Source organism: Dickeya sp. MK7, assembly GCF_000406305.1.
Taxonomy (GTDB): domain Bacteria; phylum Pseudomonadota; class Gammaproteobacteria; order Enterobacterales; family Enterobacteriaceae; genus Dickeya; species Dickeya fangzhongdai.
The window spans coordinates 3,629,468-3,654,286 of sequence record NZ_CM001984.1 but is presented as its reverse complement, the minus strand read 5'-3'; the positions used below and the strand labels follow the sequence as shown (position 1 = coordinate 3,654,286).

Annotated in this window: 19 protein-coding genes, 6 tRNA genes and 1 pseudogene; 15 read left to right on the top strand and 11 right to left on the bottom strand. The window is 57.7% G+C overall.

All coding sequences use genetic code 11. From position 1 onward, the window contains the following. The first annotated feature begins 7 nt into the window (after positions 1-7). Complete coding sequence (gene fhuD, locus DXXMK7_RS15765) at positions 8-919, top strand: Fe(3+)-hydroxamate ABC transporter substrate-binding protein FhuD (RefSeq protein WP_038919911.1); 912 nt, start codon at positions 8-10, stop codon at positions 917-919. Next, a complete protein-coding gene (gene fhuB, locus DXXMK7_RS15760; protein ID WP_123130511.1) occupies positions 916-2,931 on the top strand; it encodes a Fe(3+)-hydroxamate ABC transporter permease FhuB in 2,016 nt (671 codons plus the stop codon). Before fhuD ends, fhuB begins: the two co-directional genes overlap by 4 nt. Before the next feature lie 70 nt (positions 2,932-3,001). Here the strand turns inward: fhuB and hemL are convergent, their stop codons facing one another. Next, on the bottom strand, positions 3,002-4,282 hold the full coding sequence (gene hemL, locus DXXMK7_RS15755; RefSeq protein ID WP_038919910.1) for a glutamate-1-semialdehyde 2,1-aminomutase: 1,281 nt from the start codon (positions 4,280-4,282) through the stop codon (positions 3,002-3,004). A gap of 178 nt (positions 4,283-4,460) precedes the next feature. Here hemL and clcA point away from each other — a divergent pair, with 178 nt between their 5' ends. Both clcA and erpA read left to right on the top strand, forming a co-directional pair. Further along, positions 4,461-5,858: a H(+)/Cl(-) exchange transporter ClcA gene (gene clcA / locus DXXMK7_RS15750; protein WP_038919909.1), complete on the top strand. Its 1,398-nt coding sequence runs from the start codon at positions 4,461-4,463 to the stop codon at positions 5,856-5,858. Positions 5,859-5,938: 80 nt separating this feature from the next. Then, positions 5,939-6,283 carry an iron-sulfur cluster insertion protein ErpA gene (gene erpA, locus DXXMK7_RS15745; protein ID WP_038666648.1) on the top strand — a complete coding sequence of 115 codons (345 nt, stop codon included), beginning with the start codon at positions 5,939-5,941 and terminating at the stop codon, positions 6,281-6,283. Positions 6,284-6,355: 72 nt separating this feature from the next. On the opposite strand, the gene btuF is transcribed toward erpA, so the two are convergent. Both btuF and mtnN read right to left on the bottom strand, forming a co-directional pair. Then, positions 6,356-7,174: a vitamin B12 ABC transporter substrate-binding protein BtuF gene (btuF, locus tag DXXMK7_RS15740; protein WP_038919908.1), complete on the bottom strand. Its 819-nt coding sequence runs from the start codon at positions 7,172-7,174 to the stop codon at positions 6,356-6,358. 50 nt (positions 7,175-7,224) lie between these two features. Next, positions 7,225-7,926 carry a 5'-methylthioadenosine/S-adenosylhomocysteine nucleosidase gene (mtnN, locus tag DXXMK7_RS15735; protein ID WP_038919907.1) on the bottom strand — a complete coding sequence of 234 codons (702 nt, stop codon included), beginning with the start codon at positions 7,924-7,926 and terminating at the stop codon, positions 7,225-7,227. Positions 7,927-8,239: 313 nt separating this feature from the next. Here mtnN and dgt point away from each other — a divergent pair, with 313 nt between their 5' ends. The 7 genes and pseudogenes from dgt to DXXMK7_RS15700 all read left to right on the top strand — a co-directional run. Beyond that, positions 8,240-9,757 carry a dGTPase gene (gene dgt / locus DXXMK7_RS15730; RefSeq protein WP_038919906.1) on the top strand — a complete coding sequence of 506 codons (1,518 nt, stop codon included), beginning with the start codon at positions 8,240-8,242 and terminating at the stop codon, positions 9,755-9,757. 164 nt (positions 9,758-9,921) lie between these two features. Then, positions 9,922-11,370 (top strand): serine endoprotease DegP, encoded by a 1,449-nt coding sequence (gene degP / locus DXXMK7_RS15725; RefSeq protein WP_038919905.1) that lies wholly within the window; start codon positions 9,922-9,924, stop codon positions 11,368-11,370. 173 nt (positions 11,371-11,543) lie between these two features. After that, positions 11,544-12,701: a CdaR family transcriptional regulator gene (locus DXXMK7_RS15720; RefSeq protein WP_038666661.1), complete on the top strand. Its 1,158-nt coding sequence runs from the start codon at positions 11,544-11,546 to the stop codon at positions 12,699-12,701. Positions 12,702-12,987: 286 nt separating this feature from the next. Next, entirely contained in the window at positions 12,988-13,998 is a 1,011-nt protein-coding gene (locus tag DXXMK7_RS15715) for a sulfate ABC transporter substrate-binding protein (RefSeq protein WP_038919904.1), read from the top strand. Positions 13,999-14,095: 97 nt separating this feature from the next. After that, positions 14,096-14,908 (top strand): sulfate ABC transporter permease subunit CysT, encoded by an 813-nt coding sequence (gene cysT, locus DXXMK7_RS15710; protein WP_038919903.1) that lies wholly within the window; start codon positions 14,096-14,098, stop codon positions 14,906-14,908. Between the two features lie 9 nt (positions 14,909-14,917). Further along, positions 14,918-15,802: a sulfate ABC transporter permease subunit CysW gene (cysW, locus tag DXXMK7_RS15705; protein ID WP_038919902.1), complete on the top strand. Its 885-nt coding sequence runs from the start codon at positions 14,918-14,920 to the stop codon at positions 15,800-15,802. Continuing rightward, a pseudogene (locus DXXMK7_RS15700) lies at positions 15,792-16,745 on the top strand (sulfate/molybdate ABC transporter ATP-binding protein); the annotation flags it as partial. The gene cysW and the pseudogene DXXMK7_RS15700, both read left to right, overlap by 11 nt. A gap of 87 nt (positions 16,746-16,832) precedes the next feature. Here the strand turns inward: DXXMK7_RS15700 and DXXMK7_RS15695 are convergent. From DXXMK7_RS15695 to DXXMK7_RS15675, 5 genes are all read right to left on the bottom strand, one after another. After that, positions 16,833-17,267, bottom strand: coding sequence for a DoxX family protein (locus DXXMK7_RS15695; RefSeq protein ID WP_038919900.1), 435 nt, complete (start codon positions 17,265-17,267; stop codon positions 16,833-16,835). Positions 17,268-17,593: 326 nt separating this feature from the next. After that, a tRNA-Lys gene (locus DXXMK7_RS15690) sits at positions 17,594-17,669 on the bottom strand. 7 nt (positions 17,670-17,676) lie between these two features. Further along, a tRNA-Val gene (locus DXXMK7_RS15685) sits at positions 17,677-17,752 on the bottom strand. Positions 17,753-17,795: 43 nt separating this feature from the next. Then, positions 17,796-17,871: transfer RNA gene (locus tag DXXMK7_RS15680), tRNA-Val, on the bottom strand. Positions 17,872-17,915: 44 nt separating this feature from the next. After that, positions 17,916-17,991 (bottom strand) — tRNA-Val (locus tag DXXMK7_RS15675). A gap of 318 nt (positions 17,992-18,309) precedes the next feature. Here DXXMK7_RS15675 and gltX point away from each other — a divergent pair. Next, positions 18,310-19,725, top strand: coding sequence for a glutamate--tRNA ligase (gene gltX, locus DXXMK7_RS15670; RefSeq protein WP_038919899.1), 1,416 nt, complete (start codon positions 18,310-18,312; stop codon positions 19,723-19,725). A gap of 90 nt (positions 19,726-19,815) precedes the next feature. Here the strand turns inward: gltX and DXXMK7_RS15665 are convergent, their stop codons facing one another. Next, positions 19,816-21,084: an O-acetylhomoserine aminocarboxypropyltransferase/cysteine synthase family protein gene (locus DXXMK7_RS15665; protein WP_038919898.1), complete on the bottom strand. Its 1,269-nt coding sequence runs from the start codon at positions 21,082-21,084 to the stop codon at positions 19,816-19,818. A gap of 273 nt (positions 21,085-21,357) precedes the next feature. Here DXXMK7_RS15665 and DXXMK7_RS15660 point away from each other — a divergent pair. Both DXXMK7_RS15660 and DXXMK7_RS15655 read left to right on the top strand, forming a co-directional pair. Beyond that, positions 21,358-21,433: transfer RNA gene (locus tag DXXMK7_RS15660), tRNA-Ala, on the top strand. Positions 21,434-21,480: 47 nt separating this feature from the next. Beyond that, positions 21,481-21,556 (top strand) — tRNA-Ala (locus DXXMK7_RS15655). Positions 21,557-21,690: 134 nt separating this feature from the next. Here DXXMK7_RS15655 and ung read toward each other — a convergent pair. Next, positions 21,691-22,377, bottom strand: coding sequence for a uracil-DNA glycosylase (gene ung, locus DXXMK7_RS15650; protein WP_038919897.1), 687 nt, complete (start codon positions 22,375-22,377; stop codon positions 21,691-21,693). A gap of 429 nt (positions 22,378-22,806) precedes the next feature. On the opposite strand from ung, the gene grcA reads away from it, so the two are divergent. Beyond that, complete coding sequence (grcA, locus tag DXXMK7_RS15645) at positions 22,807-23,190, top strand: autonomous glycyl radical cofactor GrcA (RefSeq protein WP_033569543.1); 384 nt, start codon at positions 22,807-22,809, stop codon at positions 23,188-23,190. Positions 23,191-23,440: 250 nt separating this feature from the next. Here grcA and srmB read toward each other — a convergent pair whose 3' ends face one another. Next, complete coding sequence (gene srmB, locus DXXMK7_RS15640) at positions 23,441-24,793, bottom strand: ATP-dependent RNA helicase SrmB (protein ID WP_038666687.1); 1,353 nt, start codon at positions 24,791-24,793, stop codon at positions 23,441-23,443. Positions 24,794-24,819 lie beyond the last annotated feature (26 nt).

Genomic DNA, 24,819 nt, shown 5'->3' with positions numbered 1-24,819 from the left:
GTGTCGTATGCTGAACAAGATGATGGGTAGCCCGAACAAACCGGATGCGCTCCGGCGCCGTCTGCTGGCGGCAATGCTGGTTGCCCCGTGGTTTTCTCCTTTTAGTACCCACGCTGCCGCGGTGGATAGCCAGCGCATCGTGGCGCTGGAATGGTTGCCGGTAGAACTATTGATGGCGCTGGGCGTCATGCCTATGGGCGTGGCGGATATCCACAACTACCGCCTGTGGGTGCAAGCGCCGGCGTTGCCGGCCAGCGTAGTGGATGTCGGCCTGCGCACCGAACCCAATCTCGAACTACTGACGCGGCTCAATCCTTCGCTGCTGCTTTATTCGACGGGGTATGGCCCGGCGGCGGAACAGCTTGAGCGCATTGCGCCGTCACTGGGCTTTGCGTTTAGCGACGGTAACGGTAAGCCGTTGCAGGTCGCAAGACAGTCGCTGACGACGCTGGCGGAACGTCTGGAGATGAACGCCGCCGCTGAACGTCATCTGACGGCGTTCGATCAGTTTATGGCGGAAGCCCGCGTCAGATTGCAGCCCTATACCCGCCGTCCGCTGTTGCTGTTTTCGGTGCTGGATGATCGTCATGTGCTGGTGGTGGGAAAAAACAGCCTGTTTCAGGACGTGCTGGATCAGCTTGGCATTGAAAACGCCTGGCAGGGCAGCACCAATTTCTGGGGCAGTACGGTGATTGGCATGGAACAACTGGCGTCAGTCGGTCATGCCAATGCCATTTGCTTCGAACATGGCAACGATGGGTTGATGTCGCGGGTCAGCGCTAATCCTGTCTGGCAGTCGCTGCCGTTTGTTCGTGACCAGCGCTGGCAGCGTGCCGAGGCTGTCTGGCTGTATGGCGCCACCCTGTCGGCGATGCGTTTCTGCCGTCTGCTGGACGGGGCGATGGAGCGGCTGACATGACCGTGGAGAATGCCGTGAATATGCCAACGCGTGCGTCGAAGTCCGGTTTGCTGGCGGGGGTAGTGGCGGCGCTGTCGCTGCTGGCTATCCTGATGGCGTTCTATAATCTGCGTCAGCAGTTGCCGCTGGCGCTATGGCGGCAGGGCGCGCTGTCGCCCGATGTCGCCGATCTGCGTCAGTTGCTGTTCCATTACAGCCTACTGCCGCGCCTGACGCTGGCGCTGCTGATCGGCGCCGGGCTGGGGCTGGTGGGCGTGTTGTTTCAGCAGGTGTTGCGTAATCCGCTGGCCGAGCCGTCAACGCTCGGGGTGGCGAGCGGCGCGCAGTTGGGGCTGACGGCGGCGACGCTGTGGGCGTTGCCCGGCGGCTGGCTGACGTCGCAACTGGCGGCGATGGCGGGCGCGTTGCTGGTGGGCGCGCTGGTGTTTGGCGTAGCCTGGGGCAAGCGCCTGTCGCCGGTCACGTTGATTCTGGCCGGGCTGGTGCTGAGTTTGTATTGCAGCGCCGTCACGCAACTGCTGGCGCTGTTTCACTACGAGCAATTGACCAACCTGTTTCTGTGGAGCAGCGGTTCGCTCAATCAGCAAGACTGGCAGAGCGTAATGCGGGTGCTGCCGGTGCTGGTCGTCGGTGTCGTGTTGACGCTATTGCTGGCGCGTCCGCTGACGTTGCTGGGGCTGGATGACGGCGTTGCCCGCAATCTGGGGCTGAGCCTGTCAGTAGCCCGCGTCGGCACATTATTGCTGGCGATTTTCCTCAGCGCGCAGTGGGTCAACGCCGCCGGCATCATCGGGTTTATCGGCCTGTTTGCGCCGCTGATGGCGAAAATGCTGGGCGCGCGCCGATTGGGGCAACGTCTGTGGCTGTCGCCGTTATTGGGCGCGTTGCTGCTGACACTGACCGATCAGATCTTACTGTGGCTGGCGGGCGTCTGGCGTGAGGTGCCGACCGGCGCCGCCACTGCGTTGATTGGCGCGCCATTGTTGTTGTGGCTGCTGCCGCGTTTGCGCTCTACCGCGCCGCCGGTGCTGCAGGACGGGCAGAAAGCGCTGACCGAACGCGCCAACTGGGGCGGATGGTGGTTGGCGGGGCTGGTTTTGCTGCTGGCGGTGGTAGCGGTGGCGCTGTCTCTGGGGCGCGAACCCGCCGGTTGGTACTGGGCTAGCGGCCAGGAGTTCTCGGCGCTGTTGCCCTGGCGTTGGCCGCGGGTGACGGCGGCGCTGACCGCGGGTGTGATGCTGGCGATGGCCGGTAGCCTGATTCAGCGTTTAACCGGTAACCCGATGGGCAGTCCGGAAGTGCTGGGGATCAGCGCCGGCGCGGCGTTTAGCGTGGTGGCGTTGCTGTTTCTGGTGACGGGCAACGTCACGGACTGGATGCTGCCGGCCGGTACGTTCGGGGCTGCGGTCACGCTGCTGCTGATCATGATGGTGGCCGGGCGCGGCGGTTTTTCGACGCAACGCATGCTGTTGGTAGGGATTGCGCTGGGCACCGCGTTTACCACGTTGATCAGCCTGCTGCTGGCCAGCGGCGATCCTCGCGGCGGAAGCCTGCTGACCTGGCTGTCCGGCTCGACCTATCAGGTGACCGGCGCGCAGGCGATGACGTCTGCGGCGGTGGCGCTGCTGGCGCTGCTGGTGGTACCGCTGTGTCAGCGTTGGCTGCGCATGCTGCCGTTGGGTGTGACCACGACCCGGTCGTTGGGGGTAGCGGTGACGCCGGTGCGCTTGCTGATTCTGTTGCTGGCCGCGGTATTAACGGCGGTGGCGACCATGACGGTGGGGCCGATGAGTTTTGTCGGGCTGATGGCGCCGCACATGGCGCGCATGCTGGGGTTCAATCGCGTGATCCCGCAGTTGGCCTGCTCGGCGCTGGTCGGCGGTGGTTTAATGGTGCTGGCCGACTGGTGCGGCCGGATGCTGTTGTTCCCAAATCAGATTCCTGCCGGTTTACTGGCGACCTTCATTGGCGCGCCCTATTTTATCTGGCTGCTGCGCCGTCAGGCGCGGTAAAGCGGGAAGGAATAGCCGGTGGGGAAGGTCCCACCGGCACAGGAAGATAGCGTTTACAGGGAGATAGCGCTTACAGTTTGGCGAAGCAGCGACGGGCGGCGTCAACGGTGTGCTCAATATCCTGCTGACTGTGCGCCAGCGACATGAATCCAGCTTCGAACGCCGACGGCGCCAGATAGACGCCTTCTTCCAGCATCAGGTGGAAGAAACGTTTGAACCGTTCCACATCACACTTCACCACATCCTGATAGCAGGTCACCCGATCGGCATCGGTAAAGAAAATCCCGAACATCGCGCCGACATGGTTCACCACCAGCGGGATCCGCTGCGTTTTCGCCGCCGCCAGCAGGCCGTCCGCCAGTTGAGTGGTCAGTTCGGTCAGTTTCTGGTGGACGCCGGGCTTGGCGACTTCGCTCAGGCAGGCGAAACCGGCGGCCATAGCAATCGGGTTGCCGGACAGCGTACCCGCCTGATACACCGGACCGGTCGGCGCCAGCGCTTCCATGACGTCGCGGCGGCCGCCAAACGCGCCCACCGGCATACCGCCGCCGATAATCTTGCCGAGGCAGGTGAGGTCAGGACGCACGCCGTAGTACGCCTGCGCGCCGCCCAGCGCCACGCGAAAGCCGGTCATCACTTCATCGATGATCAGCAGCGCGCCGAATTCATCGCACAGCGCACGCAGCCCCGGCAGGAAATCCGGCAGCGGCGGAATGCAGTTCATGTTGCCGGCCACCGGTTCGACGATAATCGCGGCGATGTCCTGCGGGTATTGTTCGAACGCGGCGCGCACCGAGGCCAGATCGTTGTAGGTGCAGGTCAGGGTATGGCGGGCGAAATCGGCCGGTACGCCGGGAGAATTGGGTTGCCCCAGCGTCAGCGCGCCGGAACCCGCTTTCACCAGCAGGCAGTCGGCGTGGCCGTGATAGCAGCCCTCGAATTTGATGATTTTGTCGCGGCCGGTGAACCCGCGCGCCAGACGGATGGCACTCATGGTGGCTTCGGTGCCGGAGTTAACCATGCGCACCATCTCCATGCCTGGCACCAGCGACGTGACCAGCCGCGCCATATTGACTTCCATTTCGGTGGGCGCGCCAAAACTCAGGCCGCGCTCAGCCGCCTCGATCACCGCCTGACGAATGGCGGGATGGTTGTGGCCCAGAATCATCGGCCCCCAGGAGCCGACATAATCGATATAAGATTTGCCATCCGCGTCGTAGAGTCTGGCGCCTTGCGCACGTTCGATGAACAGCGGCACGCCGCCTACGCCGTTAAATGCGCGCACCGGCGAGTTGACTCCCCCGGGAATCAGTTGACGGGCGGCGGCATACAGACTTTCAGATTTATTCATTGCGGCTTCCTGATTGGATTTGCATAGCGAGTGGCGTCCATTCTAATGTTCTGACCCACGTTATGAAATCGTCAGACACATTTTAGGCCGCAGTGGCCGGGATTCAGGCTGGGCAAGGCGGCGGATACGGGACTAGAATGGTCGCCTTGTCCGTCATGCTAACCCTGATATTGCTGTCATGCCTTCTTCCTTTTCTTTACCGGCTGCGGTACGCAGCGCCGCTATCCGACAACTCGTTTGCCGCGATAAAACACCGGTGTATATCCTGATGATGGCTGCCCTGACCGGCACGCTGGTTGGTTTGGTCGGCGTGGGATTCAATCAGGCGGTCAATGTGGTGCAACATTGGCGGCTGACTTCGCTGTCGGCCTTGTCGGCGAGCGATTGGGTGTGGCCGCTGAGTATCCTGATATCAGCCTTGCTGGCGGCGATCGGCTACTGGTTGGTACGGCGGTTCGCGCCGGAGGCGGGTGGTTCCGGCATTCCGGAAATCGAAGGCGCGCTGGAAGATTTGCGCCCGGTGCGCTGGTGGCGGGTGTTACCGGTGAAATTCTTCGGCGGTATGGGAACGCTGGGCGCAGGCATGGTGCTGGGGCGGGAAGGGCCGACGGTGCAACTGGGCGGCAATATCGGCGGCATGGTGGCCGATCTGTTCCCAGGGCGGAAAACGGAAATGCGCCATTCGCTGCTGGCGACCGGCGCAGCGGCGGGATTATCGGCAGCCTTTAATGCGCCGCTGGCCGGGATTCTGTTCATCATCGAGGAGATGCGCCCGCAGTTTCGTTACAGCCTGATTTCCATCAAGGCGGTGTTTATCGGCGTGATCATGGCCAGTGTGGTTTATCGCTTGCTGGAGGGCGATCAGGCGGTGATCGATGTCGGCCGGCTGCCGTCCGCGCCGGTCGGTACGCTGTGGCTGTATTTGCTGCTGGGTATTTTATTCGGCGCGGTGGGGGTCTTATTCAATGCGCTGGTGCTGGGGGCGCAGGCGCGTTTCCTGCGTTTCCACAGCCATTCAATGCCGCGTTTTCTGCTGGTCGGGCTGGCGGCAGGCGGTGTGTCCGGGCTGATGACGCTGGCGTTCAGCGACGCGACCGGCGGCGGTTTTGCGCTGATCCCGATTGCGGCGGCGGAACACTATGGCGTAGGGATGTTGCTGACGATTTTTCTGGCGCGGGTGGGCATGACGTTGCTCTGCTTCTGCTCAGGCGCGCCGGGCGGCATCTTTGCACCGATGCTGTCGCTGGGCACGTTGCTGGGCGCGGCGTTCGGCATGGTGTGTGCGCATGTGTTTCCGGCCTGGGAGTTGGGGGCAGGTACGTTTGCCGTAGCGGGCATGGGGGCGCTGTTCGCCGCGTCTGTCCGCGCGCCGTTGACCGGCATCGTACTGGTGCTGGAGATGACCGATAACTACCAACTGATTTTGCCCATGATCATCACCTGCCTCGGCGCTACGCTGGTGGCGCAGTTTCTCGGCGGCAAGCCGCTTTATTCCTGTATTCTGGCGCGCACGTTGGCACGTCAGGCGCAGCAGGAAGCCTCCGTCGTCGCGCCGAACGTCGGTATCAAATCTTGAACGTTGCCGGGTGCTGTTGGATAATAAAACGATAACGAGGGCTGTTGAATACCGCCCGGTATTGAATTGGGAGTAAAAAAATGAGCGATGATGTAGCACTGCCCCTGCAGTTTACGGATGCGGCGGCTAACAAGGTGAAACTCCTGATTGCTGATGAAGATAATCCGGAACTGAAACTTCGGGTTTACATCACTGGCGGCGGCTGTAGCGGCTTCCAGTACGGTTTTACCTTTGACGATCAGGTTAACGACGGTGATATGACCATTGAAAAGCAAGGGGTATCCCTGGTGGTCGACCCGATGAGCCTGCAATATCTGATCGGCGGTTCGGTGGATTACACTGAAGGGCTGGAGGGCTCCCGCTTTGTGGTGACCAACCCGAACGCGAAAACCACCTGCGGCTGCGGTTCCTCTTTCAGCATCTGACGGCATTTGGCGTTAAGAAAAACCCGTGGCCTGACCGGCGCACGGGTTTTTTTATGCGTAGCCGACAGCGCGTCAGCGCCGCCATGCGGCGAATTGCCGGCACAGTTGCTCTGCGGCGAGCATCAACCGCGGGCCGGTGCGGCTAAACCAGTCTTCGTTGACTGCGATCACCTCGGGGTTCAGTTGCGGTCGCCAGAATGCCGTAACCTGCTCCGCCGCGCCGGGCGGCCCGCTGATGACGATGACCTGCGGCTGACGCCGGATAACCTGCTCGCGGCTCACCTGCGGCCAGGGCATTGGGCTGTCGGCGAATACGTTGTCGCCGCCGCACAGGCTGACCACCTGGCTTTGCAGCGTCGCGCGCGATGAGGTAAATAGCGGCTGACTGCCGAATTGCAGGAACACCCGCACCGGCGTGCTCTGCCCGTACTGCTGCGCCAGCGTCTGTTGCTGCTGGCGGAATCGCTGCGCCGCTTCCCGCGCCTGTTCCGGATGCGGGCTGTACTGCGCCAGCATCTCCAACTGGCGCGGAATGTCGTCGAGCGTGGCCGGATCGAGGTACAGGATGCGGATGCCGAATGACGCCAGTTGCTCCAGCGGCCGCTGGGCGTTGCCCTCTCGCCAGGCCAGTACCAGATCCGGTTTCAGCGCCAGAATACGTTCCAGATTGATGCCCTGCCAGTTGGCGACCTGCTCGATGCGCCCGGCTTCGGGCGGATAGTTGGACCAGGCGCTGACGCCCACCAGCCGCTCGCCCATCCCGGCGGCAAACGCCATTTCGGTGGCGTGCGGCGCCAAACTGACGACGCGCTGCGCCACCGGCTCCGCCCGACAGGGGACGAGCCACAGCAGCGCCAGACAGCACAGAGCGTGAAAATACCAGGGCTTCAAAAAGCGTCTCCCGTTAAGCTACCGGGGCCGTGACCCCGGTTTGGGATGGATTAGCGCTGTTGCGCCAGTGACTGCAGCATGGTTTCCACCATGCGGGTGGATTGTTTGGCGGCGGTCGCCAGGAATTCGTCAAAGCTGAGGTGTGATTCCTGATCCGCCACGTCGGAAATGGCGCGCACGACCACAAACGGTACGCCAAACTGATGGCAGACATGGCCGATGGCGGTGGCCTCCATTTCCACAGCGATCGCCTGCGGGAAGGTCTGACGGATACGCGCCAGCGGCTCTTTACCGTTGATAAAGGCGTCGCCGCTCACCACCAGCCCGCGAACGGCGTTCAACTGCAACTGGCCGATGGCGCCCTGCGCCAGCGCGATCAGTTTTTCATCGGCGGTAAACGAGGCCGGGCAACCCGCCATCTGGCCGGGTTCGTAGCCAAATGCGGTAACATCGGCGTCGTGGTAGCGCACTTCGTCGGACACCACGATATCGCCCACCTTGAGTGAAGACGCCAGACCGCCGGCGGAACCGGTATTGATCACCACGTCCGGCTGGCAGTGTTCCAGCAGCAGCGTGGTGCCCAGCGCGGCCGATACTTTGCCGATGCCGGATTTCAGCAGCGCGATCTCCACGCCGTGCAACTGGCCGCTGTAGATCTCGCAGCCCGCGCGCTGGAAGGTCTGGCGGTTCTGGATCTGTTCTCTCAACAGCGTCACTTCTTGTTCCATTGCGCCAATAATGCCAACTTTCATAGGGTTCCCCACCGATTTGTCCGAAATAACAAAAATATGCCGTCTGGCAGATTGCTGACAAACACCTTAATTAATGACACCGTTTATCCCGCATGAAATCATTCACTGATTCAGACAGATATCCCCGTCCGCCAAACCACCCGGCTGTTTGTCAACACCCTCTAGTCTATCACGGCTTAGGCCGTGCAGCGATTGTGCCCCCGCCGGGGACGTGCTATGACTGAGTTGGCGCCCCGCCTGTTGGCATCAACGCCCGCGGTACGACGTTCAGGCGCGGGGCACCGCCTAATCAGGGCATTACATGGAGAGCAGTATGTCTGATATCGATTTTTCGAAGAAAATCAGTTTTCAGCGGCCTTTCAGTAAACCGAAAGACAAAAAAGATGCCTACGCCATCGAGAGGGAGTTCGAAAGCGACCGCGGGCGTATCATCAATTCCGCCGCCATCCGTCGGCTACAGCAAAAAACCCAGGTTTTCCCGTTGGAGCGCAACGCCGCCGTACGTTCCCGTCTGACGCACTCGATGGAGGTGCAGCAGGTCGGGCGCTATATCGCCAAGGAAATCCTCGGGCAACTGCGCAAAAACGGGCAATTGGGCGCGCTGGGGCTGGCAACGCTGGAAACGCCGTTTGAAAGTCTGATCGAAATGGCCTGCCTGATGCATGACATCGGCAATCCGCCGTTCGGGCATTTCGGCGAGGCGGCGATCAATAACTGGTTCAGTCAGCGGCTGGAGCCGGAAGGTAAACCGCCGGGCACCAGCGAAGATCCCTGTCAGGTGGCCTGCCTGCGGCTGGATGACGAGGGAGACGCGGAACTGAACGCGCTGCGTAGCCGTATCCGCCATGATCTGAGCAATTTCGAAGGCAATGCCCAGGCGATCCGCTTAGTGCATTCGCTGCTCAAGCTTAATCTGACCTATGCCCAGGTCGGCTGCATTTTGAAATACACCAAACCCGCCTATTGGGCGCAGCCCATCCCGCCCGATTACAGCTACCTGATGAAAAAAGCCGGGTTTTACCTGTCGGAAGAGGCGTTTGTCCGGCAACTGCGCAGCGAGCTGGGGATGGGCGAGTTTCACCGTCATCCGCTGACCTACATTATGGAAGCGGCGGATGATATCTCCTATTGCATCGCCGATCTGGAAGATGCGGTGGAGAAGAAGATCGTGACTTACCAGCAACTGTACGAGCGGCTGGAGGACGCCTGGGGAGCGCGGGCGGAGAAGGACGTGTTCAGCCGTACTATCGAACGGGCGTACACCGAACGGCAGCATATGCAAGGGCGTAGCGAGAGTGACCAGTTTTTCATGAAACTGCGCGTGAACACGGTCAACACGATGGTGGGATACGTGACGCGGCGTTTTATTGAGCACTTGCCGGCGATTTATGACGGTAGCTTTAACCGTTCGTTGCTGGAAGAGGACAAGGACGACTACGGGCGGTTATTAAAGATCTTTAAAGATGTCGCCAGAAAGTTCGTTTTTAATCACCACGAAGTTGAACAACTGGAACTGCAGGGCGATCGCATCATCAGCGGCCTGCTGGAGATCTACAGTCCGTTGCTGAACATGCCGTACCGCGATTTTTGCCAGTTGGTGAATGACGATACCCACAAGCGCTATCCGATCGAAACCCGGTTGTACCACAAGCTTTCCAGTAAGCATTGCCACGCCTACCGCGAGGCGACTTGCGCCTTGTCGGCATTAGCCGACGCCGAACAGGAGGTGTGGGAGTATTACTACCGCGCCCGGCTGATTCTCGATTACATCAGCGGGATGACCGACTTATACGCCTACGATGAATACCGTCGGCTGATGGCGGTGGATTGAGAGCGGTTGACGAGAGGGAATGTTTTGTAAATACGGTCAATATTTCCTTACTCTTCACCATCTTGCACAGAGCGTGCGCTGCTGCGCATAGTGATTTCATTCCACCTGACCGCTGAAGGTAGCCGTCAGAGTTTGCACGTTGACTGAATGTGAGACATATCGCTATGAAAAGAAAATCATTGATGCTGAGCGCGCTGGCATTAAGTCTGGCGATGGCCGTGGGGACGCTGCCGGGTACCGCCGCCGCCGCAGAATCGGTGTCTGCGTCCGGCGCGCAGTTGCCCAGCCTGGCGCCGATGCTGGAAAAGGTGATGCCGTCGGTGGTCAATATTTCTGTTGAAGGACATACCACCGCCAGCCGCGGCGCCAGCGCACCGCCGCAAATGCAGCCTTTCTTCGGCGAAAACTCGCCCTTCTGTCAGGAAGGCTCGCCTTTCCAGTCTTCGCCGATGTGTCAGGGCGAAGGCGACGATGACGAGGGCGATGGGGACGGCGCGCCGCAGCAGGCATTCCAGGCGCTGGGCGCCGGGGTGGTTATCAATGCGGCCAAAGGGTATGTGGTGACCAACAACCACGTAGTAGAAAACGCCGACAAGATTCAGGTTCGCCTCAGTGACGGCCGCAAGTTCGACGCCAAGGTCATCGGTAAGGATCCACGCTCGGATGTGGCGCTGATCCAATTGAAGGATTTCCGTAACCTGACCGAAATTAAGATGGCGGACTCCGATCAACTCCGCGTGGGGGATTACGCGGTGGCGATCGGCAACCCTTATGGGCTGGGGGAAACCGCTACCTCCGGGATTATCTCCGCGCTGGGTCGCAGCGGGTTGAATATTGAAAACTATGAAGACTTTATCCAGACCGACGCCGCCATCAACCGCGGTAACTCCGGCGGCGCGCTGGTCAACCTGAATGGCGAACTGATTGGCCTGAATACCGCGATCCTCGCGCCGGGCGGCGGCAACATCGGCATTGGTTTCGCCATTCCCAGTAATATCGTGAAAAACCTGGTCAGCCAGATTGTCGAATACGGTGAGGTCAAACGCGGCGAACTGGGGATTTTGGGCACTGAGCTGAATTCCGATATCGCTAAAGCCATGAAAGTGGATGCCCAGCGCGGGGCGTTCGTTAGCCAGGTGCAGCCGGATTCCGCCGCCGCCAGAGCCGGTATCAAGGCCGGCGATGTGATTGTGTCGATGAACGGCAAGCCTATCAGTAGCTTCTCTGCCCTGCGTGCCCAGATTGGGTCGCTGCCGGTGGGCAGCAAACTGGCGCTGGGGCTGATTCGTGAAGGGAAACCGGTGACGGTGGAGGTGACCCTGCAACAGAGCACGCAATCGCAGGTGTCGTCCGGCAACCTGAATTCCGCGATCGAAGGGGCTGAGTTGAGCAATACCCAGATCAACGGTCAGAAGGGCATCAAGGTTGATAAGGTGAAACCGGATTCCGCGGCGGCGAAAATCGGCCTGAAGCCTGATGACGTCATCCTCGGCGTGAACCAGCAGCCGGTAGAAAATATTGGCGAGCTGCGCAAAATCATCGACAGTAAACCTCCGGTGCTGGCACTGAGCATTCGACGCGGCAACAGCGATCTCTACCTGTTGATTCAATAACCTGACTATGGGCATGACCGGGCGCTTCGACATCCGGCCATGCCATTTCCCGCCTGTTTTGTGAGTTCTTCCACAGATTCTGTGTGATTCCCCGGTTTTTGTTCATTTGCACAATGTATGACGCGATACCCGGCGTTATGCTGGTGCGGTTGTCTCTATCCCTTGAGGTTGAAATGGCGTCATACCACCTGAATAACAAACTGGCACAGGAGATCGTCGCGCGCACCATGAAAATCATTGATAGTAATATCAATGTGATGGACGCGCGTGGGCGGATTATCGGCAGCGGCGATCGGGAACGTATTGGGGAATTGCATGAAGGCGCGCTGCTGGTGCTGTCGCAGGGACGGGTGGTGGATATTGATGACGCGGTGGCGCGGCATCTGCACGGCGTCCGGCCGGGCATCAACCTGCCGCTGAAAATCGACGGCGAAATCGTCGGCGTGATTGGCCTGACCGGCAACCCTGGTCAGTTGCGCCAGTACGGCGAACTGGTGTGCATGACGGCCGAGATGATGCTGGAGCAGGCGCGATTGCTGCACATGCTGGCGCAGGACAGCCGTTTGCGGGAAGAACTGGTGCTGAACCTGATCCGTACCGATGATCTGTCGCCGGCGCTGATGGAATGGGCGCAGCGCCTCGGCATCGACCTCAATCAGCCGCGTGTGGCGGCGGTAGTGGAGGTCGATAGCGGTCAGCTAGGGGTGGACAGCGCGATGGCCGAATTACAGCAATTGCAGACGTTGCTGACCACGCCGGAGCGCAACAATCTGATTGCGATTGTCTCGCTGACGGAGATGGTGGTGCTGAAACCAGCGCTGAACAACCACGGCCGCTGGGATGCGGAAGAGCATCGTCGCCGCGTCGACACGCTGTTGTCGCGTATGGAAGAGAGCAGCCGGTTACGGGTGCGGGTGGCGCTGGGCAACTATTTCACCGGTCCCGGCAGCATCGCGCGTTCCTATCGTACCGCCCGAACCACCATGAGCGTCGGCAAACAGCGAATGCCGGCGCAGCGCAGTTACTTCTATCAGGATCTGATGCTGCCGGTGCTGCTCGATAGTCTGCGCGGCGGCTGGCAGGCCAACGAACTGGTGCGTCCGCTGGCCAGGCTGAAGGCGATGGACAGCAATGGCCTGTTGCGCCGTACCCTTAACGCCTGGTTTCGCAACAATGTGCAGCCGGGAGCGACCGCCAAGGCGCTGTTTGTACATCGCAATACGCTGGAATACCGGTTAAACCGTATATCCGAACTGACCGGACTGGATCTGGGCAACTTTGACGATCGGCTGTTGCTGTATGTCGCGCTGCAACTGGATGAAGAGCAGTAATGCTCGTGTCGATGACGACGAGAAGCGGCGGGCGGTTGGCCTGCCGCTTACCTTAGATTCAAATGCACTGTTAAGCCGCCAATAATATAACCCGAGAGCATAAATTATCTCGAAACAGTATTTTTTCCCTCCCGCCTTATCCACTATTGTCCCTTCCATAGATAAAACCGGATACAGTTGCGTCGTTTAGCCGCTGTTCCGGTTGCATGATGACAGGCCGCCGGACTCTGGGGCTCTTTTGAACGCTCGCGCAGGCAACGGGCAGACTTTGAGGGGAGTAATAATAATGTCAATGCGTCGTTTGGGATGGTCGCTGGCTACTGCCGCGTTGTTATTTTCGGGTATGGCTTCGGCTGCCACGGAACTGCTGAATGTGTCTTACGATCCAACCCGCGAATTTTACCAGCAATATAACGCGGCGTTTATCAAACACTGGAAAGAAACCACCGGCGAAACGATTTCCGTCAAAAACTCCCACGGCGGTTCAGGCAAGCAGGCTCGCTCCGTGATCGACGGGCTGCAGGCGGATGTTGTGACGCTGGCGCTGGCGGGCGATATCGATGCGCTCAATCTCAATCAGCCGCTGATCGACCCTAAATGGCAGGCGCGTCTGCCGGACAACAGCACGCCTTATACCTCCACCATTGTATTTCTGGTACGCAAAGGCAACCCGAAACATATCAAGGATTGGGACGACCTGATTAAACCTGACGTGCAGGTCATCACGCCGAACCCGAAAACCTCCGGCGGCGCCCGCTGGAACTTCCTGGCGGCCTGGGCTTATGCCAAGCATCTGCCGGGTGGAACCGATGAAAGCGCGCAGAAATTCGTGACCGAACTCTACAAGCATGCGCCAGTGCTGGACACCGGCGCGCGTGGCGCAACCATCAGCTTTGTCCAGCGTCAACTGGGCGATGTGCTGATTGCCTGGGAAAACGAGGCGTATCTGTCGCTGAAAGAGCAGGGCGGCGACCAACTGGAAATCGTCACGCCGTCTCTGTCCATTCTGGCGGAGCCGCCGGTAGCGGTGGTCGACAAAGTGGTGGAGCGCAAGGGGACGCGTAAACAGGCGGAAGCTTATCTGAACTACCTCTACAGCGACGAAGGGCAGCGTATCATCGCACAAAACTTCTATCGCCCGCGCAACGCCAAAATCGCTGAGGAATTTAAGTCTCAGTTTGCGCCGGTGAAACTGGTGACGATCGATGAAGAGTTCGGCGGCTGGAAAAGCGCGCAGCCTAAATTCTTCGATGATGGCGGGGTGTTCGACGCTATCTTCAAACAGATTAATAAATAAGTTGTATTCTGAGCGTTAAAACCGCCCCCATCGGGGCGGTTTTGCCACGTTGGTTGTCTGAGTCGGCAATCCGTGTTTCATCATTGAAAGGCTTGTTATGTCGCGACGTATTTCACCGGTCATTCCCGGTTTTGGTCTGACTCTGGGCTTTAGCCTTAGCTATCTGGGGCTGCTTGTCCTGATCCCGCTGGCGGCCATGTTTCTGTACGCCAGTCAGTTGACGCTGACCCAGTTCTGGGAACTGATCACCAGTCGCCAGGTGCTGTTTTCCCTGCAATTATCCTTTGGTTCCGCGCTGACGGCGGCATTCATCAACGGCGTTCTGGGGACGTTGCTGGCCTGGGTGCTGGTGCGTTATACCTTTCCCGGCAGGAAGATTATCGATGCGATGATCGATATGCCGTTTGCCTTGCCTACCGCCGTGGCGGGGATTGCGCTAACGTCGCTGTATGCGCCGAATGGGCTGATCGGCTCGCTGTTTCCTTTTCGTATCGCCTACACGGGGATTGGCATCACGCTGGCGCTGATTTTCGTCACGCTACCGTTTGTGGTGCGCACGCTGCAGCCGGTGTTGGCCGATATTCCCAAAGAAGTGGAAGAGGCTTCCGCCTGTCTGGGCGCCAACCCGTGGCAGACCTTCCGCCATGTCCTGCTGCCGGCGATTCTGCCCGCCTGGCTTACCGGTTTCGCGCTGGCATTCGCTCGCGGCGTGGGGGAGTATGGCTCGGTGGTGTTTATTGCCGGCAATATTCCGTTCAAGACGGAAATCCTGCCGCTGCTGATTGTTTCCAAACTGGACCAGTACGATTACAAGGGCGCGACCGGTATCGGCGTGTTCATGCTGGTTGTCTCTTTCATCATGCTGTTGCTGATTAACCTGCTGCAACGGCGCATTCAACCGAAATTATAAAGGATGAGCATGGATCACAGTATTTCTACGCCTGTGACGGTGCGTCCGTCCTCCGTCAGGCGCCCTGTTACCTTTTATGTGCTCACCACGCTGGCGTGGGCGGTGTTTTTACTGATTCTGGTATTGCCGCTGATCATGGTGGTAACCCAGGGATTGCATAACGGTATCGGCGCGTTCTGGCATGCGATCACCGAACCGGATGCGGTGTCCGCGTTCAAGCTGACGCTGCTGGCGACGGTCATTTCAGTGCCGCTGAATATGGTATTCGGGTTGGCGATCGCCTGGAGCGTCACCAAGTTCGAATTCCGCGGCAAATCGCTGCTGCTGGCACTGCTGGACCTGCCGTTTTCCGTGTCGCCGGTGGTAAACGGCCTGATGTATGTGCTGCTGTTTGGCGCCCAGAGCAAGCTGTATCCGTTCCTGACCGAACATAATCTGGAAATCGTCTATGCGGTGCCCGGCATCGTGCTGGCGACCATGTTTGTCACCCTGCCGTATGTGGCGCGCGAGCTGATTCCGCTGATGGAGCAACAGGGCAGTCAGGAAGAGGAGGCGGCCAGACTGCTGGGCGCGAACGGCTGGCAGATGTTCTGGCACATCACATTGCCGAATGTGAAATGGGCGCTGATTTACGGCGTAGTGCTGTGTACCGCCCGCGCGATGGGCGAGTTTGGCGCCGTGTCGGTGGTGTCCGGTCATATTCGCGGCCTGACCAATACCTTGCCGCTGCATATCGAGATTCTTTACAACGAATACAACATCGTCGCTGCGTTCAGCGTGGCGATTCTGCTGCTGGTGATGTCGCTGGTGGTGCTGTTGCTGCGCCAGTGGAGCGAAGCGCATTTGTCGAAACAACAAGAGAAACAACAGGAGCTGACCGGTAATGAGCATTGAGGTTCACAACGTTAACAAACAGTTTGGTCAGTTCCGGGCCCTCAATCAGATCAATTTATCGATCCAGAGCGGCGAACTGGTGGCGCTGCTGGGGCCGTCCGGTTGCGGCAAAACCACGCTGTTGCGCATTATCGCCGGCCTGGAAACGCCGGACAGCGGCAGCATTGTGTTCCACGGCGAAGATGTGTCGGGACACGATGTGCGCGATCGTCATGTCGGCTTTGTTTTCCAGCACTATGCGCTGTTCCGGCATATGACTGTGTTCGATAACGTGGCGTTTGGGCTGCGCATGAAACCGAAAGCGATACGGCCGTCAAAGCGGGATATCGAAAGCAAGGTGCGCGAACTGCTGAATATGGTGCAACTGGAATGGCTGGCGGATCGCTACCCGGAGCAGTTATCCGGCGGTCAGCGCCAGCGTATCGCCCTGGCGCGTGCGCTGATTGTGGAGCCGCGTATTTTATTGCTGGACGAGCCGTTCGGCGCGCTGGACGCCAAGGTGCGTAAAGAGCTGCGCCGCTGGCTGTCGCGTCTGCATGAAGAAATTAACCTGACATCGGTGTTTGTCACCCATGATCAGGAAGAAGCGATGGAGGTGGCGGACCGCATCGTGTTGATGAACAAGGGCGTCATCGAGCAGATTGGCACGCCTGATGAGGTGTATAACCGCCCGGCCACCGAGTTTGTCTACAACTTCCTGGGTGACAGCAACCGATTGAAACTGGCTGGTCATGATCAGACGATTCAGTTCCGTCCGCACGAGGTGGCGTTGTCGAAGCAGACGCAGGCTGACTTCCAGCCGGTGGTGGTCAAGGATATCCGTCCGCTGGGCGCGCTGACGCGGCTGGTGCTGAAGGTTGACGGCAACAATGAATTGATTGAAGCGGAAGTGGCGCATGATGACGAGGTGCTGGCCGGGTTGCACCGCGGCGATGTCGTACAGTTCAAGCCAAAACGCTATAACCACGACTGGGAAATCTGACCACAAAAAAACGCCCGCAAGGGCGTTTTTTTCAAGAGCATACAGAGATTAACGGTAGTCTTCGTTAGAAACCACGGAGTAACGGCCGCTGCCCACCAGCATAATCACCAGACTGCACAGGAAGTAGAACGCTTCCCCTTCCAGCCCCCATGCGCCCACATTGGTGATGGTGAATAATTTGCCCATGGTGACCAGCAATGTCGCGACCAGCAGGTTAAACGCCACCACGGCCGCAGAGATACGGGTCAATACGCCCAAAACAATCAGGATGGGGGCGAGTACTTCGCCGATGTAGGCGCCGTAGGCGATAAAGCCGGGCAGACCGTGCTGCGCCAGCATGCCGGCGATCCAACCCACGCCGTTTTCGATTTTGGCGACGCCATGAAACAGCAGCAGAATACCGACGGTCAAACGCAGCAACAGTTTGCCGCCGTTCGGATGGTCGGTTAAACCGGTAAAGAATTTATTGGCTTTGGCTATCATCGTCTTACCCTTATAAGAATGCGTTTTATTACGATGCTAGTGTCGTCTTTTGGCGACGGAATAAAAAACCAATACATTTGACGTTCCTTATCAAAAATTTTGCGTGATGCGTGGTGAGTTTTTGAACATTGCGAGAGCGGATACGGCCTGGCGGGTGTTTGAATGCGGGTGGTGATAAAGTGCGCTATTCGTAGCGAGAGGACAATCTGAAGGTGATCGAAACAGAAATTAAAAGAAAACGGCACGAGAAATAGGAATTACCCTGCGCGGTAGCGCACGCGGTTTTCATGATTCTTGAGGAAAATGACCGGACTGGTCGAGGTAATTGGTGGGTCGTGCAGGATTCGAACCTGCGACCAATTGATTAAAAGTCAACTGCTCTACCGACTGAGCTAACGACCCGCAGAAGTGGTGGGTGATGACGGGATCGAACCGCCGACCCCCTCCTTGTAAGGGAGGTGCTCTCCCAGCTGAGCTAATCACCCACTTCTGTACTTCATTGTCATAAGAAGACCGCTGGTATGAGAATGGTGGGTGATGACGGGATCGAACCGCCGACCCCCTCCTTGTAAGGGAGGTGCTCTCCCAGCTGAGCTAATCACCCAATCTCAATTCTTCTTACTTTACACAGCGCGGCACTCTAAAGAGTGGTGGGTGATGACGGGATCGAACCGCCGACCCCCTCCTTGTAAGGGAGGTGCTCTCCCAGCTGAGCTAATCACCCCCGCTGTGTGGAGTCGCATTATAGGGATACTTGAATATGAGTCAACGCTTTTTAAAACGAAAATAGTCGTTCGTTGTAAAATTAGTCGATATGCCGTATTTATGGGCGTTATCGTTGAATCCCTGCGCATTTTACCGGAGTTAGCCCTGGGACGACGTGGTTATAGCGTTGAGGAATCGGGGTGGAGTGATAGAATATTGCCCACTTTAAGCAGGCTGTGTCGCGCGCTGACAGCGCTCACCCTTGATGGCGGGGCACAGTCCGGAATCCTGGTTGGTGTTGACCGACCGTTGCTGTCTAATGAAGGCCGTAATCCCAATGAAAATCAAAACCCGCTTTGCGCCCAGCCCGACTGGTTATCTTCACGTTGGCGGTGCCCGTACCGCACTGTATTCCTGGTTGTTTGCCCGTCATCACGGCGGCGAGTTTGTTCTGCGTATTGAAGATACCGATCTGGAGCGTTCGACCAAAGAGGCGATTGACGCCATTATGGATGGCATGAACTGGTTGAATCTGGACTGGGATGAAGGCCCGTACTATCAGACCAAACGTTTTGACCGCTATAACGCGGTTATCGACCAGATGCTGGAAAATGGCACGGCGTATAAATGCTATTGTTCCAAAGAACGTCTGGAAGCCCTACGCGAGCAACAGATGGCTGACGGCGATAAGCCGCGTTATGACGGCCGTTGCCGCGACTCCCACGAACATCACGCGGATGATGAACCGCATGTGGTGCGTTTCCGTAACCCGCAAGACGGTTCGGTTGTCTTTGATGATCGCATTCGTGGTCCTATCGAATTCAGCAACCTTGAACTGGATGACCTGATCATCCGTCGTACCGACGGCTCGCCGACCTATAACTTCTGTGTGGTGATCGATGACTGGGATATGGGCATCACCCACGTTATTCGCGGTGAAGACCATATCAACAACACGCCGCGGCAGATCAATATTCTTAAAGCGCTGGGCGCGCCGGTGCCGGAATACGCGCACGTTTCCATGATCCTGGGCGATGACGGCAAGAAACTGTCCAAACGCCACGGCGCGGTGGGGGTGATGCAGTATCGCGATGACGGCTACCTGCCGGAAGCGCTGCTCAACTATCTGGTGCGTCTGGGCTGGGCTCACGGCGATCAGGAAATCTTCTCTATTGATGAGATGAAACAGCTGTTCTCGCTGGATGCCGTCAGCAAATCCGCCAGTGCGTTCAATACTGAGAAGCTGCAGTGGCTGAACCACCACTATATTAATCACCTGCCGCCGGAATATGTGGCGACCCATTTGTCCTGGCATATCGAACAGGCGGGCATCGATACCCGTACCGGCCCGCAACTGAGCGAACTGGTGACGTTGCTGGGTGAACGTTGCAAGACGCTGAAGGAAATCGCCGAGTCCTGCCGTTACTTCTATGAAGAGTTCGCCGAGTTTGACGCCGATGCGGCGAAAAAACACCTACGTCCGGTAGCGCGTCAGCCGCTGGAACTGGTGCGCGACAAGCTGGCGGCCATCACCGACTGGACGCCGGAAAATATCCACCATGCCATTCAGGGCACGGCTGACGAGCTGCAGCAAGGGATGGGGAAAGTCGGGATGCCGTTGCGCGTGGCGGTAACCGGCGCCGGCCAGTCTCCGGGCGTTGATGTGACGGTGCATGCCATTGGTCAGTCGCGTACGCTGACGCGCATCGAGCGGGCGCTGGCGTTTATCAGCGAGCGTGAAGCCCAGCAATAATCGCTTCGAACGATGCTGTTGTTAACGAAAACCCTGGCTTGCCAGGGTTTTTGCTTTTTGTCTTGGATGATTCGGTGGTGTATTGGCATGTCAGGCATTCAGCGCCTGCTCCAGATCGTCCAGCAGGTCCTCAATGGCTTCAATGCCGACCGACAGGCGAATCATTTCCGGTTTGACGCCGGCTTTGGCTTGTTCTTCGGGCGTCATCTGGCGGTGAGTCGTCGAGGCCGGATGGCAGGCCAGCGATTTGGCATCGCCGATATTCACCAGACGCTTGAAGATCCCAAGGGCATCATAAAACCGCACGCCCGCTTCGTAACCGGCTTTCAGGCCGAACGACAGAATGGCGGATGGCGTGCCACCCAGGTATTTCTGCGCCAGCGCGTAGTGCGGATGTTCCGGCAGCCCGGCATAGCTAACCCATGCTACTTTAGGATGGGAACGCAGGTATTCCGCAACCTTACGGGCGTTTTCCACATGGCGCTCCATGCGCAATGGCAGCGTTTCCAACCCCTGTAATAATAAAAAGGCGTTCATCGGCGACAGGGCCGAGCCGGTATTGCGCAGTGGGACGGTTCGGGCTCGGGCTATGAAGGCGGCAGGACCAAATGTCTCGGTATAGACCACGCCGTGATAAGCCGGCTCAGGCCGATTCAGTCCAGGAAATTTTTCCGGATACTGTTGCCAGGGGAATGTACCGGCGTCCACGATCGCGCCGCCCAGCGAGTTGCCGTGGCCGCCAACATACTTGGTGATGGAATGCACCACGATGTCCGCGCCGAACTGGATCGGCTTGCATAGCACCGGCGATGCCACGGTGTTATCCACTACCAACGGTACCCCATGCTGGTGGGCGATATGCGCCAGCGCTTCGATGTCGACGATATTGCCGGCCGGATTGCCGATGCTCTCGCAGTAGACCAACCGGGTTTTGTCATCGATCAGTTGCGCGATAGCTTCGGGCGAGTCATCGCTGGCAAAACGGACTTCTACGCCGAAACTTGGCAGCATATGGGCAAATAGCGTGTAAGTACCGCCATACAGCTGCGGGGTCGACACGATATTATCGCCTTGTCGGGTGAGCGTCTGCACCGCATAGGTAATAGCGGCGCTGCCGGCGGAAACCACCAGTGCTGCGATTCCCCCTTCCAGCGCCGCCAAACGTTGTTCCAGCACATCATTGGTAGGATTCATTATCCGCGTATAGATATTGCCCGGCACATCGAGGTTAAACAGGTCCGCGCCGTGCTGCGCATTGTCGAATTCAAACGCGACGTTTTGATAGATGGGTACGGCTACTGCTTTGGTGACCGGATCGGCGCTAAAACCGTGGTGCAGGGCGATAGTGGCATCTTTCATGTTTGGAAAACTCCAGCAAATAGAAGGGGGTGACGCATTGTTGGGGTTTTCGCGAAAAGTAAGAAAAACTTTTTTGTCATAAGCTAATCTCAAACAGGCTTGATTAGCGGTGGTTTTTACGCCTGAAAGTACGCGGCTTTTTTCCGTACGTTGCCATTCTCACCGCACTTTGACGGCTTTTTCAGCGGTTGATCGGATAAATGGATTTTGGCGTTGACAGGGTTGGGGGCGTTGCATATCATGCGACCCGTTCACACGATACAGTGTCGATACGGGGCTATAGCTCAGCTGGGAGAGCGCTTGCATGGCATGCAAGAGGTCAGCGGTTCGATCCCGCTTAGCTCCACCAAATCTTCATCCCATAGAGATTTGGTTTTTGACGGTATCATCTGGTGTGGGGCTATAGCTCAGCTGGGAGAGCGCTTGCATGGCATGCAAGAGGTCAGCGGTTCGATCCCGCTTAGCTCCACCAAATTCCTTTCGCAGTATCATCCTGTTTATTTCTCTGACGTTTACTCCCGTTTTTTCCGTTTTACACCAAAATTTATGGTCATTGTCTCAGACAAGCCAAAAGCCTCTGGCCAGCAAAGACAATGACGCGGCGTATTACGTATTTTCCGGCAAACGGGGTGTCCAGTCGATAGGCGAATCGCCTTGTTGTTCCAGCAACTGATTGGTTCTGGAGAAATGGCGGCACCCTAAAAAACCGCGGTGGGCAGATAATGGCGAGGGATGCGGCGCCTTCAACACATGATGCCGCTGCGTATCAATAATGCTGCCTTTTCTTTGCGCGTGCGATCCCCACAGCAGGAATACAATCCCTTCCCGGTGTGCGTTCAGCTTTTCGATCACCTTGTCGGTGAAGGTTTCCCAGCCCAGATTGGCGTGCGAATGCGCTTTTCCTGCTTCCACCGTCAGCACGGTATTGAGCAACATCACACCTTGCTGCGCCCAGCTCTGCAAAAAGCCGTGAGACGGAATTTCAAATCCGGGGATATCGTTAGCCAGTTCTTTGTAGATATTGACCAGCGACGGCGGCGCCGGCACGCCTGGGCGAACCGAAAACGACAGCCCATGCGCCTGATTCGGGCCGTGATACGGGTCCTGCCCCAGGATCACCACTTTGACATCGTGGAATTCAGTAAAACGAAAGGCGTTGAAGACGTCTTTCTGCGGCGGGTAGATCACCTTGCCGGCTGTACGTTCCTGATGAACGAACGACAACGTATTGACGAAATAGGGTAGTTCTTTCTCTTGGGCCAGCACGTCGTGCCAGGTCAGGGAAGTGGTCATGGGAGGCTCTTTGTTCAATACGGTAGTGAGTTCAATGCGCTAGTGGGCCGTCGCCTGAATGCCATCTGGCGACAGCGCAGCCTGATTAGTCAGTCCTGATGGGTAAGCTTACCGTCAAAGCTGAACAGGGAAAACCATTAACCGCGTTTGGCAGGCGATGAATCGCCTTTTGCTGATTTTTTTTAAAATTTACAAAAATAATTGCATTCGTGTTTTTGATGTAAATTGATATAAAACAAACGATTATAAATTTCATGCCAAATGATGCCCGGTTAAAATTGACTTATATCAAAGAGTGACCTGGAAAGGACTGGTATACAGGTAACCAGATTCGGTTGGTTTTGCGCTGGCGTTAATGCCGTTGGCGATTTGTTACCAACCGTGGATTTTGTATTCGGTTCAATAAGACGCCGCTTAACGGAGGCAATAATGGTTACAGGTATTCAAATCACCAAAGCAAATAACAATGCCCTGGTTAACTCTTTCTGGCTGCTGGATGAAGAGAAATCTCAGGCGCGTTGCGTGTGCGCTAAATCCGATTTCAACGAAGATCAGATCGTTGCCGTCAGCGATCTGGGTCAGTTCGAATATCGCGAAGTGCCGCTGGAAATCAAACCGGAAGTGCGTGTCGAAGGCGGTCAGCATCTGAACGTGAACGTGCTGCGTCGTGAAACGCTGGAAGATGCGGTTAAACATCCGGAAAAATACCCGCAGCTGACCATCCGTGTGTCCGGCTATGCGGTGCGTTTCAACTCGCTGACGCCGGAACAGCAGCGCGACGTGATCACCCGTACATTTACCGAAAGCCTGTAAGCTCATCGGTAAAAAAGACCACGGTCTGGTTAATGCCGGTCACCTAAGGTGTCCGGCATTGTTTTTTCTGGGGAGTGAGTTCCGGTCGCTGTGGTTGATAGCGTGGAGCGGATTGATTTTGAAGAAGGGAACGTGCTGTGACATTAGGACGCACGTTCTTCTTACCGATAATGAAAAGGGAGCCGGTTGGCTCCCTTTTTTGTATCAACAGATCATCGTATCAACAGGTCATAGTATCAACAGGCCTGATTCAGCTGTTATCCGCCGGTTTTTCTTTCTGCGGCTCCGCCGGCGTTTGGGCGCTGGGCTGGCGGCGTTTACCGATATTTTTACTGTCGCGATGGCGCACTTTGACCTTCGCTTTCTGTTTTTCTTTCTCTTTTTGCTTCAGCTCTTTGCGCTTGGCCAGCACTTTTTTAGACGGCTTGCCGGTGGTTTTGGGGCTCGGCGCCCGGGTAGTTGGACGCAGTTCATCGACCACGCGCGCTTTTAGCGGCTCATTCAGATAACGGCCGATCTTCTCCAGCAGCAGGTAGTCATGCGCCTCCACCAGCGAGATGGCGCAACCTTTACGACCGGCGCGGCCGGTACGTCCGATGCGATGCAGGTAAACGTCTGAAGTGCGCGGCAAATCAAAGTTGAACACGTGGCTGACGTCCTGAATATCCAGCCCGCGGGCGGCGACGTCGGTGGCGACCAACACTTTTACCCGCCCTTCGCTCAACCGTTTGATGGCTTCGTTGCGTTTGGCCTGCACCATTTCCCCTTCCAGATAGCAGGACTCAATGCCCGCCGCCCGCAGCCAGTCCACCAGTTCATGCACTCGCTCGCGCTTACGCACGAACACGATCGAACGGGTTACGTCCGGCTGCTTGAGCAGGTGACTCAGCAGGGCGGTTTTGTGCTGAACATCGTCGGCGCGGTAGTACCACTGCAGGATTTTTTTGCGTTCGCGTCGTGACGGTTCGGCTTCCACTTCGATCGGGTCGTTCAGCAGACGCTCGGCGAAATCCTGAATGGCGTCGCCTTCCAGCGTGGCGGAGAACAGCATGGTCTGCTTGCGCCAGCGGGTTTCTCCGGCGATATGCTCGATATCCTGAGCGAAGCCCATGTCCAGCATGCGGTCGGCTTCATCCAGAATCAGGGTTTCCACCGCGCGGCAGTCAAAATTCTCTTCTTTGATGTATTGCAACAGACGACCAGTGGTGGCGACCACCACATCCTGATTCTCGCTGAACACTTCGGCGTGATTCATGTAGGCCACGCCGCCGGTGATGGTGGCAATGTCCAGATGCGTGTGGGCGGCCAGCGCCCGAGCCTGATCCGCCACCTGCATCGCCAGTTCCCGGGTCGGGGTCAGTATCAGGATACGCGGCGGGCCGGATTTTTTACGCGGAAAATCCAGCAGATGCTGCAATACCGGCAGCAGATACGCCGCGGTTTTACCGGTTCCAGTCGGCGCAGAGCCCAGTACGTCCCGTCCTTCCATCGCCGGGGGAATAGCCTCGGCCTGAATGGCGGTCGGGCGGCTGAAGCCCATGTCGCGCAGGGCGTCAAGCAGGCTATCGTCAAGATCAAACTCGGAAAAATTGGTCGCAGTCATGGTCTACCTCTGTTCGGGGCGCTGAT

Bases quoted from the DNA above. Each gene is read 5' to 3' on its own strand.
- fhuD (WP_038919911.1), top strand. From the start codon at position 8: ATGCTGAACAAGATGATGGGTAGCCCGAACAAACCGGATGCGCTCCGG.
- fhuB (WP_123130511.1), top strand. From the start codon at position 916: ATGACCGTGGAGAATGCCGTGAATATGCCAACGCGTGCGTCGAAGTCC.
- hemL (WP_038919910.1), bottom strand. From the start codon at position 4,282: ATGAATAAATCTGAAAGTCTGTATGCCGCCGCCCGTCAACTGATTCCC.
- clcA (WP_038919909.1), top strand. From the start codon at position 4,461: ATGCCTTCTTCCTTTTCTTTACCGGCTGCGGTACGCAGCGCCGCTATC.
- erpA (WP_038666648.1), top strand. From the start codon at position 5,939: ATGAGCGATGATGTAGCACTGCCCCTGCAGTTTACGGATGCGGCGGCT.
- mtnN (WP_038919907.1), bottom strand. From the start codon at position 7,926: ATGAAAGTTGGCATTATTGGCGCAATGGAACAAGAAGTGACGCTGTTG.
- dgt (WP_038919906.1), top strand. From the start codon at position 8,240: ATGTCTGATATCGATTTTTCGAAGAAAATCAGTTTTCAGCGGCCTTTC.
- degP (WP_038919905.1), top strand. From the start codon at position 9,922: ATGAAAAGAAAATCATTGATGCTGAGCGCGCTGGCATTAAGTCTGGCG.
- DXXMK7_RS15720 (WP_038666661.1), top strand. From the start codon at position 11,544: ATGGCGTCATACCACCTGAATAACAAACTGGCACAGGAGATCGTCGCG.
- DXXMK7_RS15715 (WP_038919904.1), top strand. From the start codon at position 12,988: ATGTCAATGCGTCGTTTGGGATGGTCGCTGGCTACTGCCGCGTTGTTA.
- cysT (WP_038919903.1), top strand. From the start codon at position 14,096: ATGTCGCGACGTATTTCACCGGTCATTCCCGGTTTTGGTCTGACTCTG.
- cysW (WP_038919902.1), top strand. From the start codon at position 14,918: ATGGATCACAGTATTTCTACGCCTGTGACGGTGCGTCCGTCCTCCGTC.
- DXXMK7_RS15695 (WP_038919900.1), bottom strand. From the start codon at position 17,267: ATGATAGCCAAAGCCAATAAATTCTTTACCGGTTTAACCGACCATCCG.
- gltX (WP_038919899.1), top strand. From the start codon at position 18,310: ATGAAAATCAAAACCCGCTTTGCGCCCAGCCCGACTGGTTATCTTCAC.
- DXXMK7_RS15665 (WP_038919898.1), bottom strand. From the start codon at position 21,084: ATGAAAGATGCCACTATCGCCCTGCACCACGGTTTTAGCGCCGATCCG.
- ung (WP_038919897.1), bottom strand. From the start codon at position 22,377: ATGACCACTTCCCTGACCTGGCACGACGTGCTGGCCCAAGAGAAAGAA.
- grcA (WP_033569543.1), top strand. From the start codon at position 22,807: ATGGTTACAGGTATTCAAATCACCAAAGCAAATAACAATGCCCTGGTT.
- srmB (WP_038666687.1), bottom strand. From the start codon at position 24,793: ATGACTGCGACCAATTTTTCCGAGTTTGATCTTGACGATAGCCTGCTT.